Source organism: Alkalibacterium olivapovliticus, from assembly GCF_003003275.1.
Lineage (GTDB): Bacteria > Bacillota > Bacilli > Lactobacillales > Carnobacteriaceae_A > Alkalibacterium > Alkalibacterium olivapovliticum.
Window position 1 is genome coordinate 56,405 of sequence record NZ_PVTO01000002.1, and the last position, 14,149, is coordinate 70,553.

The window sequence follows — 14,149 nt, forward strand, 5'->3', positions numbered from 1 at the left end:
TCCCTTATCTGTGCTTTAATACTGAATCAATAATAGCGATACGTGCATAGACCCCGTTTTCCATTTGTGTGATGATTCGAGACCGTTCGCACTCAACCAAACTGTCATCAATCTCTACTCCTCGATTGACGGGTGCGGGGTGCATGATTATGGCTGACTGCTTCATTCTGGATTCTCTTTCGCAAGTAATGCCATACTTCTGTAAGTATGTACTCTTTGAGAAGCGACTGTCAGATTCCTTATGTCTTTCGTGCTGAACCCTCAACAACATCATGACATCGACTCGATCGATCAGTTTATCAATGGCTGAGTATGTTCCGTATTCTTCAAAAGATGGATCATACCATTCCTGCGGACCAGTGAAGTATAGTTTAGCCCCTAATCTTTTCAGTATCTGCATGTTGCTTTTAGCGACTCTAGAATGAGTCAAATCACCCGCAATGGCTATTTCAAGATTTTCAAATGTTCCATATTCTTCATAGATGGTCATCAGGTCTAAAAGCGATTGACTTGGATGCTGGCCGGCTCCATCTCCTCCATTAACAATCGAGCAATGAATATGTTTACTTTCAATCAGCTTGGTGTAATAGGCTTCTTCACTGTGTCTAATGACAATCAGATTTACTCCGATAGCCTGAAGGGTGAGTACCGTATCATATAAGCTTTCACCTTTCTGAATACTGCTCATAGATGGCTGGAATTCAAGGACCTGCATGCCCATACGGCGTTCAGCCATCTCAAAGCTCTTATGTGTCCGGGTACTTTGTTCAAAAAAGCAGTTGATTGCATATTTGTCAGTGTAGGAAGGAAACTGACCGTTCCTTTTAAATTCGACTGCTGCTTTGATCATATTAATGATGTCTGTATTATCAAACTGCTCCAGTGATACAAAATGACGGTTACTCTTGGTTTGTACTTTAGTCATTGGATGTCTCCTTTTATCTTTGTCCTCAAGATCCTTCAAAGTTCTCTTCTTATTTCAAAAAAAGACCTGCTGCCATATCGGCACAAGGTCTGGAGGATTTGACTGATAGGATTGTGAGAGCGCATCAGTTGATTACACTTTCCCAGCTTATTCTGTCAGTTCCTGCGACCTTTAGTGTCTCTCAGGACACTACTTAAAGTTCACATATATTAAATTAATTTAGTTTAATGATATTGACCTGATCATAGCCGTCCGTCTCTTTTAATGAGACTTGAATGGTTTCTTCTTTTGATGTTGGAATATTTTTCCCTACAAAATCTGCTCTGATAGGTAATTCTCTGTTCCCTCGATCAATCAGAACAGCAAGGAATATTTTATCTGGCCTTCCTAAATCAATAATCGCATCAAGCGCTGCTCTGATTGTCCGGCCAGTATAGAGGACATCATCAACTATAACCACTTTTTTTCCTTTAATACTGATAGAGTCAGATAAGGGAAGTGGGTTCTCATTTTGTTCTGTTTCCCTGTCATCCCTGTATAAGGATACATCCAGTTCAAGAACATCTACTGTATTCCCTTCAAGCTGTTTGATTCGCTGAGCTATACGGTGTGCCAGAAATACCCCTCTGGTTTTAATTCCCGCCAGTAGAAGATGCTCGACCCCTTTATTTTTTTCGATAATTTCATATGTTATGCGAGTCAAGGCGCGTTCTATCGCTGCCTGATTGACGACTTCGACTTTAGACTGATTCTCCATGTATTCTCCTCCTATTGGAATGAACTATTGATCTGCTGCTTTTCGATCAATGGTGCTTATCTTGCTTTTCGAATAGATTCCATAAAAAAAGCACCCTTATCCATGTAAGATAAGAGTGCTGCCAATTGTTATGTTCAGGCAAATCAGGTAAAGTCAGACAACTCACCTGTTATAAGGTCTCATCCGTACTCACTGGTACGCATTGAGATCCTGCTGCTCCTTCTTAGCCTCACTGGACTATCTTTTAAAGGATTACTATTCAATTTAAATTCACTTTAAAGGTTTGCACTAAAAAAGTCAACCTCTTATTCTTAATCATTAATAAAAGTATGAGTTTAGCCGTTGTCTAGCTTCATGTACCAGCCTCTCGAGAAAAAGATAAATTTACCCATTGCGCAGTATGCTCATTCAGGGAAAATTTCCTATTTTCTTGTCGAGGCTAAACGGTACGTCCCGCTTTTCTTATCAAGAATATTTTGTCTTAAGCTCCATGACGACATCTCTCAGCTGAGCTGCTTTTTCGAAATCCAATTCTTTCGCAGCCTGCTTCATTTCCAGCTCCATCGTCTCGATCAGTTCTCGACGCTCATCTCTTGAGAGCTGCTTGATGATTTCTTCAGATAAATCTTTTTCCTCATCATCAATGACAGTAGAGATTCGGATAAGATCACGAACTTCCTTTTTAATTGTAGTCGGTGTGATCCCGTGTTCTATATTATACTGTTCCTGTATTTCTCTCCGTCGTTCTGTTTCACTCATGGCTTGCTTCATGGAATCGGTTATGCGGTCAGCATACATAATAACACGCCCCTGTTCGTTACGGGCAGCTCGTCCTATCGTCTGGATCAGTGAACGGGCACTTCTAAGGAAACCTTCTTTATCAGCATCCAAAATAGCGACCATAGATACTTCCGGAACATCTAATCCTTCCCGTAAAAGGTTGATACCTATGAGCACATCAAATTTACCCATACGGAGGTCTCTGATGATTTGGGTCCGCTCCAGCGTTTTGATGTCACTGTGCAGATACTGAACTTTGATACCGACTTCTTTCAGATAGTCAGTCAGATCCTCAGACATTTTTTTAGTCAAGGTTGTGATAAAGACCCGTTCGTCTTTTTCAACTCTCTGATTTACTTCATCAATCAGATCATCTATCTGTCCTTTAATTGGACGGACTTCTATAATAGGATCAAGTAACCCCGTCGGACGAATGATTTGTTCCACTACCTGACTTGATCGATCCATTTCATAATCGGCTGGTGTTGCCGATATATAGTTGATTTGAGGTACACGTTCTTCAAATTCTTCGAGACGAAGCGGTCTGTTATCCAAAGCACTCGGAAGGCGGAAGCCATGATCGATTAGTTGCTGTTTCCTTGCCTTATCTCCATTGTACATTCCTCTTATTTGCGGCATCGTCATATGCGATTCATCAATAATAAATAAAGAATCTTTAGGGAAAAAGTCAAGCAATGTGTAAGGGGACTCCCCTGGTTTACGGCCGTCCATATGTCGGGAATAGTTTTCGATACCTGAGCAATAGCCCATTTCCATCAGCATTTCAATATCATAATTTGTCCGTTGCTCCAGACGCTGGGCTTCAAGCAGTTTATTGTCCTTTTTAAACTCTTCAAGGCGGTCTTTTAATTCTGCCTGGATAGATTCAATGGCTGACCTTGTCTGTTCATCATTCGAAACAAAGTGAGTTGCTGGAAATACTGCCACGTGAGATAAATCTGCTTTGACTTCTCCGGTGAGTACATCTACTTCTCTTATCCGGTCAATCTCATCTCCGAACATTTCAACTCTAACAGCTTCACTCTCTCGAGAGGCTAGAAAAATTTCAATAATATCTCCTCGAACTCGGAAACGTCCCCTCTGGAAATCAATGTCGTTTCGTTCAAACTGCATATCGACCAGCTTTCTGAGTAATTCTTCTCGGCTGACCTCCATACCTGCTCTTAGAGATAAAACATGCTCCGCGTAGTCTTTAGGGTTAACCAGTCCGTAAATACACGAGACCGACGCCACAACAATCACATCCCGTCTTTCCAGCAGGGAGCTGGTGGCAGAGTGTCTCAATTTGTCGATTTCATCATTGACACTGGCATCTTTTTCAATAAACGTATCTGAAGACGGAACATATGCTTCAGGTTGATAGTAATCATAATAACTAACAAAATACTCAACAGCATTATCTGGAAAAAATTCTTTGAATTCAGTATACAGCTGACCTGCAAGGGTTTTATTGTGTGCCATGACCAGGGTTGGTTTATTGACCTGCTGGATAACATTAGACATCGTAAAGGTTTTACCCGTACCCGTCGCACCCAGCAAAACTTGTTCTTTCTGGTTTTCCTTGATCCCTTTTACCAGTTTTTTTATAGCTTCAGGCTGGTCACCACTTGGTTGATAAAGCGACTTTAAATTAAATGATTGTTCGGCCATCATATTGCTCCTTTCAGACGATTACTTTAAATAGTTTATCATAAAAAAAGTATTCCCGAAGACTTAGAGTCTTGAGGGAATACTTTAAAAACTATTAAGCTAATTTTTTGCTTAAACGAGATTTATCTCTCGCTGCTTTGTTAGGGTGAATAATTCCTTTTGATGCAGCTTTGTCGATAGCTTTAACTGCCTGAACGTAAAGTTCGTTAGCATTTTCTTCGTTATTTTTAGCAGCTGTCAGGAATTTTTTCTTAGATGTTCTCATTGATGTAGCTTGTCCTACATTGTTAGCTCTCTTTTTAATGTCTTGTCTTTGTCTTTTAACTGTTTGTATCATATTTGGCATGGGTAAAACACTCCTTATTTTATCTCAATTATATTGGGTTTAATTTTACTGCATGTAATTACGCAATAATTGATTAACCTTCACAGTTGATTTCTTCAACATTCCCCATTTTACAACATTGAGACAATTTATTCAATGGTAATTTAATAATAATTCAGCTCAAGTCCATTTAGAGTGTGCAGAATTGCCAGATAAACAGCTCGATCTGCAGTTCCGGATCAACCTTACCGGTTTTGATATCATGGTCTGCAGTAATCAGCAGATGATGAGCTTTCGAGAGGATCTCCTGAGGAAACTTCTGCTCTTTCTGAACTGCAAGCTTCACTCTAAAAGGATGAACTTTTAGTATGGCTGCAATGTCAGACTGCTGATAGCCTTTCTTCTTCAATATCTTCACTTGGAGCAGCAAACGGAACTGGCTTATCATCAATGCGAGAATTTTTATCGGGTCTTCTTTTTGCGTGATGAGATCCTGATATAATTCAATGGACTCTTTCACGTTTTTGTTTAGTACCCTTTCATTCAAGTCAAAGATATTCTGTTCAAGTGACTTTGATACGAGCTTCGAAATAGCGTCTATCGTAATAGCTTGTTGCCCGTTATGGTAGATAGCTAATTTTTCTGCTTCTTTGATCGATCTAGTCAGATTATGGTCAGTTAACTGCAGCAGAAGATTCATCGCTTCTGGAGCTATCGAAAATCCCTTCTCGCTGAAATAAGATTGCAGGTAATTTCTAATCTCGCTTTCTTTAGCAGGATTAGCCTCAATGACCTCTGCCTTTTTCAGTATTGATTTAGTTATTTTTTTCCGTTTGTCCAGCTTGTCATACGGTGCCAGGAAGACCAGTGTGGAAAAGTCAGAAGGATCGTTCAGGTACCGTTCTAGCAGATCAATATTATGGGTAATGGAACTTGACACTTTTTTCCCACTGAATATAAAACTGTCATGTACTATAATCAGTTTCTGATCTCCAAAAAAAGGAAGACTTTCTGCTTCATGAATAACATCTTCTATTGGCGTATCTTTAAGATTAAAGTGGTAGGTGTTCATAGGGTCTTCTTTACCGGTTTCCATATGTTTATTAAATGCTTTAATGGCATTATCAAAAAGCAGTTCTTCTGTTCCCCAAATCAGGTAACAATTTTTCAGTTGTTTAGTTAATGTCGCGTTTAATTGAGTAAAAGCTGTTTTCATACATAGACCCCTTGTCATTTAATGATTGTTTTAAAAGACCCTTTTTTATTCAGCCACCGGTTGACCCATGTGTTATCTGTGTAGGTATATAGTATGCTTCCATCTGTGTCTGTCCGGTAATTCACACTATTATGCTCATCCAACCGACTGATCGTCCCATCGTCGGGATGCCCAAATCTGTTTTTTCCCCCTACTGATATCAGTGTGTATTCGGGATCTACTTGTTCGAGAAATGCAGCATGTGTTGATGTGGCACTTCCATGATGAGATACCTTCAACACATCAGCTTGTAAATGAGGATACTCAGACAGGATACTGCTCTCTCTTTTTTCTTCAATATCCCCTGTGAACAACCATATCAGTTTACCATATTTCCCGATCAATACCATAGATTGATTGTTCAGATTGGCATCATCCCTCCATTGGTCACCGATCAGTTTGAGATTTTTCGGTAAGTTCTTTTGAGTGTTCTTGTCTATTATGACAATAGGAATTGACTGATCAGTCACATTCATCAACTCACTTTTGAAAGCTTCATTACTGTATGTGAACTGATTTATGATCAGTTTGTCTATAGGGAATTCATCGGCTATATCAGCTAATGCCCCATAATGGTCAAAGTGAGCATGCGTAATAATAACAGCATCCAGCTTATTTATTCCGAACCCTTTCAGAACAGGCAGAACCACATCGCTACCCAATGAAAACTGATTGTCTCTTAACTGCCAGTCGTCTTTCTCACCCCATTGTATGGTACCACCGGTGTCAATCAGGTAATTTCCTCTGTTATAAGGTTCCTTAATCAGTATAGAATCCCCCTGTCCAACATCCAGCATAACGATTTTACCAAAAGGAGAAAAACGGTTACTGTAAATGAGTATTACAAGCATTGCCGTTATACTGATTAGATAAAGTGAAGACTTTCTGCTTTCCAGAACAATCAATGCCACTACCATCAGACCAATCCAGGCTATTATCACAGTTGCAGATAAGCGCCCGGAAATGAAAGTCAGTGACAAGGACTCGTCAATTATCGCCGTCAGTTTTTCCATTAATATCAGAAGCATCTCTACAATTTGTTCGATAAAGAACACTCCATCTATTAATGACAGGACTGGTGAAAGAAAAAACAATACAAGAAGTCCTGGCATCAGAAGATATGAGACAAAAGGAATGTACAACCAATTCAGTAGCAGCACACCCACTGAAAATTCGTAATAGTGAAAGCTTAGTATGGGAATGGATGCTGCAAATAGGATGAAATTCAATAAAATGAATTGCTTTAACTTAGTAGATTGGGTAAAAATAGGTAATTGAGACAAAAATATAATCAAAAAACTCATGGAGTAGCTTAGTTGAAATCCAATCGAGAATAGAATAGTAGGATTTATAAGAAGAGCTAAAACAAACGCCACACTCCAACAATCCAGAGAAGAAAATGACCATTTTTTCAAATCTGACATACACATGACCCACGTTTGAATGACCGCCCTGAAGACGCTGACACCAAATCCTGCAGCAAACCCAAAAACCGGCAGAAGTATTAGTAGTATAAGCCGATTTGATTCTCTGGTCACTGTCATTTTTGTCAATAGCTTATCCACGATGACGATGATCAGTGAGACATGCAGACCTGAGATACTAAGTAAATGAACAATACCCAAATTTTTAAAAGCTGAGGTGACGTCCTCAGACAGTTCTCTTCTGTCACCAAATATAAGGGCTTTGATGTAACTACTTGTATGTTGTTTAAACGTTCGATCACAGTAGGTCATTATGATTTGCCGTAAAGAATCAATCGGATACTCCCTGCTAAAAAACGAATAAGGTGCCTGGACCGTGGAAAGTTGTCTGCTCTGAAAAATAGACGTAATCTGTTGTCTCTTTAGATAAAGCTGGTAATCAAACTGGTTGTAATTTGTTTGTGAACGAGGAGATTCGAGTTCTCCTTCCACGGACAAAAATGAAGGCACAGTTGATAGAAGTTCTTCTTTCTCAATTTCTGAATTTATAGTATATCTGACCACGACTTCTCCCTGGTACTGATCAGTTTTAAGATACCCTTGAAATCTCAACTGATCTCCGTCTATCCTCCAGGTAGTCTGTTTAACTTCTAACACTCCGGTGATAGCCTGAACAGCAATCGCCGGTTCAGCCTGTTTACCATCATATCTGGAAATCAAGGCTAAGGATAATAGTGTAAAAGTAATTAGAATAAGAGGAGTATTTTTAGAACGACAAATTTTCACAAAATAAAACATGGTGAGGGTAATCAAGATAATATGATTACTCTGAATAGACAAAACAAACAGAAAAAGGAGGAACGAGGGGAATATCACTCTTCCTTTAAGGATTGACAAAATTAACTTTATTCTGGTTCAGTGTACACATTTTCAATACTCTTAAAAAATTCAGTCGGAACCGTTATCTTTTCTGACAGAACACCTGCACGATTAAGTAATTCAACTGCATATTCGTGGTTATGATAGTCATTTAAATAGTATATTTTGTTTATACCACTCTGAATCAACTGTTTTGTGCACTGCAGACAAGGGAAATGGGTGACGTATAGATCGGCACCATCTGTCTTCACTCCGAACTTGGCACACTGTAATAGAGCATTTGCTTCTGCATGAACGGTTCTCACACAATGGCCATCAACAACGTAACAGCCTTCATCTATACAGTGGACATCACCACTTACTGAGCCATTATAGCCCCCTGCTATGACCCGTTTATCCCTAACAATCGTTGCGCCGACCGCCAGACGTGAACAGGTGCTTCTCATCGAAATCAGCATGCTTTGAGACATGAAATACTGATTCCATGGAATTCTTTCTATCATTATATTCACTCCAATCAATGTCCTAGTATAATAATCATGTTATTCAATTAGTATACAAGAGCGAAACTTACGACGCAATATAGTGCATCAGTTAACTGTGATCTGATCCTGAATTTTTTCAAAAGTTTTTTCCCCAATACCTGAAACATTTGTAATGTCCTCTATTGAACTGAATGGTCCATTTGACTCACGGTATGCTATAATCTCCTGAGCCTTCTGAGGACCTATCCCATTTAAACTCAGCAGACTGTTCAGATCAGCCTGATTGATATTAATACTTGCCTCGCTAGATGGTTCAGGTGCCCCTTCAAGCTCAACATATACTTCTTCCCCTTCGTGCGGGATATAAATCATCATTTCATCCTCCAGCTGCCTGGCAAAATTGATTGTATTAGAATCAGAATCCTCTTTCAAACCGCCAGCCTTCTGAATGACATCAATCACTCGCTGATGACTCTGCATTTCGTACACTCCAGGCATCTGTATCGCTCCTTTAATATCTACATACAAAGACTGATTTTTAATGTCAGAACCCTCATCCATTTCTTCATATACTGTGGACTCATCGTCACCTTGACTGACCATCGATTCCAAAGTAATATTTTCTGAATCATCCAATTGATCAGCAGCCTGATCCCAGACTGTCTGGTAAATAAATAAACCAGCTATAATAATTCCCAACCCGATTAATATAGTCGTTTTATGTCTTTCAATAACGTTCACGTTAGCCTCCTCTCTTTCTTATATATACATATTGACTAAATAAACAAAAACTCACGACAAAAACAAAAAAACTTATTTCCAGTATGGAAAATAAGTTTTACTGATCGGCGATATTATTCAAATAGTCAACAGCTTCACTGATGTGCCGTACAGGGACAATGTCCATTTCTGTACCGATATCTTCAGCTGTCTCAAGTGCAGCTTGATAATTCGATCTGTAGTCAGGTATGAGATCAAGAATGTCTTCGTCAACGAGATCATCAGGAACAAAGAATATATCAGCCCCTTCTCTATCAGCGGCAACTACTTTTTTCTCTACGCCTCCGATACGACCGACCTCTCCTGTTTCATTTATAGTGCCCGTTCCAGCAATCTGATAGTTATTCAACCTAAGGTCATTTAATTGAGAATAAACTTCCAGTGCAAACATTAATCCAGCTGAAGGTCCCCCAATATTACCGGAGTTGATTGAGACTAAAGGATCAGTTTCGACCTGTGTTCGAGTAACTAAACTGATCCCAATTCCAGGAAGGCCTGTGCTTTCCAGCATAATGAGTTCGCCTTCGATTTCAGAACGTTCATCATTTCGTTCAATAACCAGTGATATTGTGTCTCCTACTTCTCTTTCACTGACCAGTTCTACAAACTCATCAGTGTTCTGGAAAGGATGATCATTTATAGCAACTATACTGTCCCCCAGAACCAGCTCTGAATTAAATAATGATTCTTCAGCAATACTCATGACATAAACACCTAAATAATCTATATCATAAGAAAGTTCTGACGCATTAAACGCTGCCGCTTTGGCCATATCAATAGAGTTATCCATAAAATAACGCTGTAAGACACGGTATTCATCATAATTTTCAAATTGACCCAGCAACTGTTCTTCACCGACAATCGAGTGATAAGGAAGAAACTGGTAAAAGTAGGTAAAGGGCGTGGCTTTGAACATTTCAATGGTTGTCAGCATCAATCGTCCTTCAATGTTTTGAGATGCTCCATCAACTTCAATCAGAGGATTAATATCTACAGCATTGCCGGGTCGTTCTATATAATAAGGAATTGGTATAAAAAAGAAAAGATAAAGAAGCAGAGTATAACTAATCCACTTTACTATTTTCTTATTTTTCAATTATTCGGACCGCCTCTTTTTGACTGCTTCTTTTAATGCAATTGAGACATTTTCAGGTACTAATTTTTCAATTTTCCCATTGTAAAATGCAATTTCTTTCACCATAGTCGAACTGATCGACCGATAGCTTTCGTCTGAAATCAGAAAAATGGTTTCTATACTTGAGTTCTGAGTTTTATTAAGCGTTGCAATATCAACTTCGTACTCCATGTCCTTAATCGTTCGAATCCCTCTGATAAGGACAGTCGCTTTTATTGATTCAGCTAGACTGACGGTCAACCCGTCATGGGCCATGACAGAGACATTTGAAATACCTTCACTCTTCAACGCTTCTTCAATCATATCCACTCGTTTATCAGCTGAAAACCAGTAACTTTTTGCAGTGCTGGCACTGACGACCACGATGACTTCATCGAACAGTCGTGAAGCCCGCTGTAAAATATTGAGATGTCCCTTAGTGACAGGATCATAACTGCCAACATACAATGCTTTTCTCACTTATTTATTCACCCATTCAAAAAATGTGATTTTAGATGCGCCGTAAACTTTTTCCTTATACAGTTCGAGTGACTCATCACCGAAATCTATACTCACTCTTTTGTCAGTTTCGCAAACGATTAGGGCCGATTCATTCAAAAGATCAAAATCAATCAGCTTCTGCAGGATACTGTTCAGTTCTTCGTGAGCATAAGGCGGATCCAATAGAACCAGATCAAGCTTTTTATCAGTTCGTTTCAATTCTGCTAAAGCCTGATGATCGGTTTTTCGCCAAACGACAAATTTGGATTCTTCTTTAGTCATCCTGATATTCTCATCAATGACAGAAATTGCCTCACCGTTTTTATCTACAAGATAGGCCGTACTCATTCCTCTAGAGACCGCTTCAATCCCCAGCGAACCGCTGCCTGAATAAAGATCCAGTACAGTTCCACCATCAAAATACGGGCCAATGATATGAAATACCGCTTCTTTCACTTTATCAGTGGTTGGCCGGGTAGTAGTTCCTTTCAGCGATTTTAAAGTTCGTCCACCATATTCACCTGATATTACTCTCATTTACGTCATCCTTTTTGTCAAATTAAATAGCCTGACCTGTTGTTTCGTTATCCGCTTTTTCCTTAGCTAAAGCGACGACCTGGTCCAAAATCCCATCGAATGTTTTTGGTATTTCGCACTGATGAGAATCTTCAACTTTTCTAACAAAGTGCTGTTTACTAATTGTTTTGGATAACGTTTCTCTTTCATCCCGATTGACATACATGATGACATAATTCATATTTTTAGAGACATAGTGAATTAGACCATACCGTTTCAGTTTATTTACATATTTTGTTGTATAGAGCCATACGACTAGACCGGCTCGTTCACTTAATTCCTGTTCCATGCTTTTCACCTACAATAGTTTTTTTCATTATAACAAAAAAACCCTCTCATGAAGAGGGTTTTTTGAAATAGTTTAATCGTTTTTAGTTGAATTAAAAGCTTCCGAATAGACATCATTTAAATGTTTTTCTAAGGTACTCAACATCAAATGACCTTCTTCTTCTTCGATCATACCCATAGCAGTAGCGAATTCCACTTTTTTAGAAAAGCCGAACATCTGAGTATCAATCACTTCTTCAAATGCAGGACACGACACACACAAATGTTGCTGATTCTCAATTAACGATGCAATCTGTTTAGCATCCTCGTTTAAAACGTCTTTTGCTAATGCAATCTGCAGCTGATCCATAGGCATTTCCTTCCTTTTTCATCCTTCAATAGTCTATACTTTAGTAAGTATAGCATATAGAAAGTGAATATGAAATAAAATATCGCTCTTTTAAAACAACCTAGTCAAATTAACCATTTGATTTTTTAGTTGCTTTTTCTCTAACGTTTTTGTTTAATATTTTCTTTCTCAATCTAATAGATTCAGGCGTAACTTCACAGTACTCATCATCCGCCAGGAATTCAAGCGATTCTTCAAGTGTCATTTTACGCGGACGTTTGATGACGTTGGTCTGGTCTTTGTTTGCAGAACGGACATTTGTTTTCTGTTTCTCTTTTGTTAAGTTAACAGCCAAATCGTTATCACGGTTATGTTGTCCAACGATCATTCCTTCATAAACCTCAGTTGCAGGTTCTACAAAGATAACACCTCGTTCTTCAATATTCATGATACCGTACGTTGTAGCAACACCGTTTTCCATAGATACAAGTGCACCATTTCTTCGTTCCCCAAATTTCCCACCAATCATTGGAAGGTACTGATCGAATGTGTGGTTCATAATGCCGTATCCACGAGTCATTGACAAGAACTCATTAGTAAACCCGATCAACCCACGTGCAGGCGCCAGGAAGATCAATCGAACTTGTCCATTACCCGTATGGATCATGTCCTGCATTTCTGCTTTACGTGTTCCCAGGTTTTCAATAACTGCACCCATATACTCTTCAGGTGTATCGATTTGAACTTTTTCAAATGGCTCATACTTCTTGCCATCAATTTCTTTAATGATTACAACGGGTCTGGATACTTGTAACTCATATCCTTCTCTTCTCATATTCTCAATAAGGATGGAAAGGTGTAATTCGCCACGTCCTGAAACAACCCATTCATCAGGTGATTCAGTTTCATCGATTTTTAATGATACATCCGTTTGAAGCTGCAGCATTAAACGTTCCTTGATTTTACGGGAAGTGATCCATTTTCCTTCTCTACCAACAAAAGGAGAGTTATTGACTAAAAATGTCATCTGTAAAGTCGGCTCGTCGATGTGCAGGATCGGTAGTGGATCTACATGGTCAACTGGTGTAACAGTTTCTCCAACGAAAATATCTTCAAAACCGGAAACGGCAATCAAGTCCCCAGCTTTGGCTGAGTCGATTTCAACACGGCTTAATCCGAAGAACCCGAATAATTTAGTGACACGGAAGTTTTTAGTCGATCCATCAAGTTTACTTAAAGTAACGTTGTCTCCAACTTTGATTGTTCCACGGAACACACGTCCGATACCAATACGTCCAACGTAATCGCTGTAGTCAAGAAGCGACACTTGGAATTGTAACGGTTCGTCACTGTTGTCTACAGGAGCAGGAACTTCTTTTAAGATGCTTTCAAATATAGGTTCCATTGTATCTTTCTGATCTGCTGGATCTGCAGAATAACTGCTTGTTCCATTGATCGCTGAAGCGTAAAGAACTGGAAACTCTAATTGATCTTCATCTGCTTCAAGTTCAATCAGTAAATCAAGTACCTCATCCACTACTTCAGATGGACGTGCAGTATCTTTATCAATTTTGTTTACAACTACTAATGGGCGCAATTTCATTTCTAAAGCTTTTTTCAATACAAAACGGGTTTGAGGCATTGTTCCTTCATAAGCATCTACAACTAAAATGACACCGTCAACCATTTTCATGATACGTTCAACTTCGCCACCGAAGTCAGCATGTCCAGGTGTGTCCAAAATGTTGATACGGTGCTCTTTATAGTTAACAGCAGTATTTTTTGCCAGGATCGTAATGCCACGTTCTTTTTCTAAATCATTTGAATCCATTGCTCTCTCACTTAACTCACCGTGAGCAGATAATGTATCTGACTGTTTTAACAGTTCATCAACTAGAGTCGTTTTCCCATGGTCGACGTGGGCAATTATTGCAATATTTCTTACATCTTCTCTTTTAATCATATATTTCCTCCAAATTTCTTAATTCCTTTGTCTAATAGCAGGCATCAATTGAGTTTTCATAATATTTTCATATTCTTTCACAAAAAAAACACTTAATC

Annotated in this window: 14 protein-coding genes; all 14 read right to left on the reverse strand. The window is 39.0% G+C overall.

Annotation, left to right across the window (positions count from 1 at the left end):
* Window positions 1-4: 4 nt before the first annotated feature.
* A complete protein-coding gene (locus CLV38_RS01255; RefSeq protein WP_106190467.1) occupies window positions 5-925 on the reverse strand; it encodes an aspartate carbamoyltransferase catalytic subunit in 921 nt (306 codons plus the stop codon).
* A 214-nt stretch (window positions 926-1,139) separates the two neighbouring features.
* Window positions 1,140-1,682 carry a bifunctional pyr operon transcriptional regulator/uracil phosphoribosyltransferase PyrR gene (gene pyrR / locus CLV38_RS01260; RefSeq protein ID WP_106190470.1) on the reverse strand — a complete coding sequence of 181 codons (543 nt, stop codon included), beginning with the start codon at window positions 1,680-1,682 and terminating at the stop codon, window positions 1,140-1,142.
* 465 nt (window positions 1,683-2,147) lie between these two features.
* Window positions 2,148-4,133, reverse strand: coding sequence for an excinuclease ABC subunit UvrB (uvrB, locus tag CLV38_RS01265; protein WP_106190472.1), 1,986 nt, complete (start codon window positions 4,131-4,133; stop codon window positions 2,148-2,150).
* A 94-nt stretch (window positions 4,134-4,227) separates the two neighbouring features.
* Window positions 4,228-4,479 (reverse strand): 30S ribosomal protein S20, encoded by a 252-nt coding sequence (gene rpsT, locus CLV38_RS01270; RefSeq protein ID WP_106190475.1) that lies wholly within the window; start codon window positions 4,477-4,479, stop codon window positions 4,228-4,230.
* Between the two features lie 169 nt (window positions 4,480-4,648).
* Entirely contained in the window at window positions 4,649-5,674 is a 1,026-nt protein-coding gene (gene holA, locus CLV38_RS01275; protein WP_170068778.1) for a DNA polymerase III subunit delta, read from the reverse strand.
* A 14-nt stretch (window positions 5,675-5,688) separates the two neighbouring features.
* Complete coding sequence (locus CLV38_RS01280) at window positions 5,689-7,857, reverse strand: DNA internalization-related competence protein ComEC/Rec2 (protein WP_170068779.1); 2,169 nt, start codon at window positions 7,855-7,857, stop codon at window positions 5,689-5,691.
* Window positions 7,858-8,042: 185 nt separating this feature from the next.
* On the reverse strand, window positions 8,043-8,516 hold the full coding sequence (locus CLV38_RS01285) for a ComE operon protein 2 (RefSeq protein WP_106190811.1): 474 nt from the start codon (window positions 8,514-8,516) through the stop codon (window positions 8,043-8,045).
* 90 nt (window positions 8,517-8,606) lie between these two features.
* Window positions 8,607-9,242 carry a helix-hairpin-helix domain-containing protein gene (locus CLV38_RS01290; protein WP_106190483.1) on the reverse strand — a complete coding sequence of 212 codons (636 nt, stop codon included), beginning with the start codon at window positions 9,240-9,242 and terminating at the stop codon, window positions 8,607-8,609.
* Between the two features lie 97 nt (window positions 9,243-9,339).
* On the reverse strand, window positions 9,340-10,377 hold the full coding sequence (locus CLV38_RS01295) for a SepM family pheromone-processing serine protease (protein WP_106190486.1): 1,038 nt from the start codon (window positions 10,375-10,377) through the stop codon (window positions 9,340-9,342).
* Window positions 10,378-10,875: a pantetheine-phosphate adenylyltransferase gene (coaD, locus tag CLV38_RS01300; protein ID WP_106190489.1), complete on the reverse strand. Its 498-nt coding sequence runs from the start codon at window positions 10,873-10,875 to the stop codon at window positions 10,378-10,380.
* Window positions 10,876-11,433, reverse strand: a complete 558-nt coding sequence (gene rsmD / locus CLV38_RS01305; RefSeq protein WP_106190492.1) for a 16S rRNA (guanine(966)-N(2))-methyltransferase RsmD — start codon at window positions 11,431-11,433, stop codon at window positions 10,876-10,878.
* 22 nt (window positions 11,434-11,455) lie between these two features.
* Window positions 11,456-11,761, reverse strand: coding sequence for a YlbG family protein (locus CLV38_RS01310; RefSeq protein ID WP_106190494.1), 306 nt, complete (start codon window positions 11,759-11,761; stop codon window positions 11,456-11,458).
* 72 nt (window positions 11,762-11,833) lie between these two features.
* Window positions 11,834-12,109 (reverse strand): DUF1507 family protein, encoded by a 276-nt coding sequence (locus CLV38_RS01315; protein WP_106190497.1) that lies wholly within the window; start codon window positions 12,107-12,109, stop codon window positions 11,834-11,836.
* 109 nt (window positions 12,110-12,218) lie between these two features.
* The gene (gene typA, locus CLV38_RS01320) at window positions 12,219-14,051 is read right to left on the reverse strand and encodes a translational GTPase TypA (protein ID WP_106190499.1); all 1,833 of its coding nucleotides are present in this window, start codon (window positions 14,049-14,051) and stop codon (window positions 12,219-12,221) included.
* Window positions 14,052-14,149 lie beyond the last annotated feature (98 nt).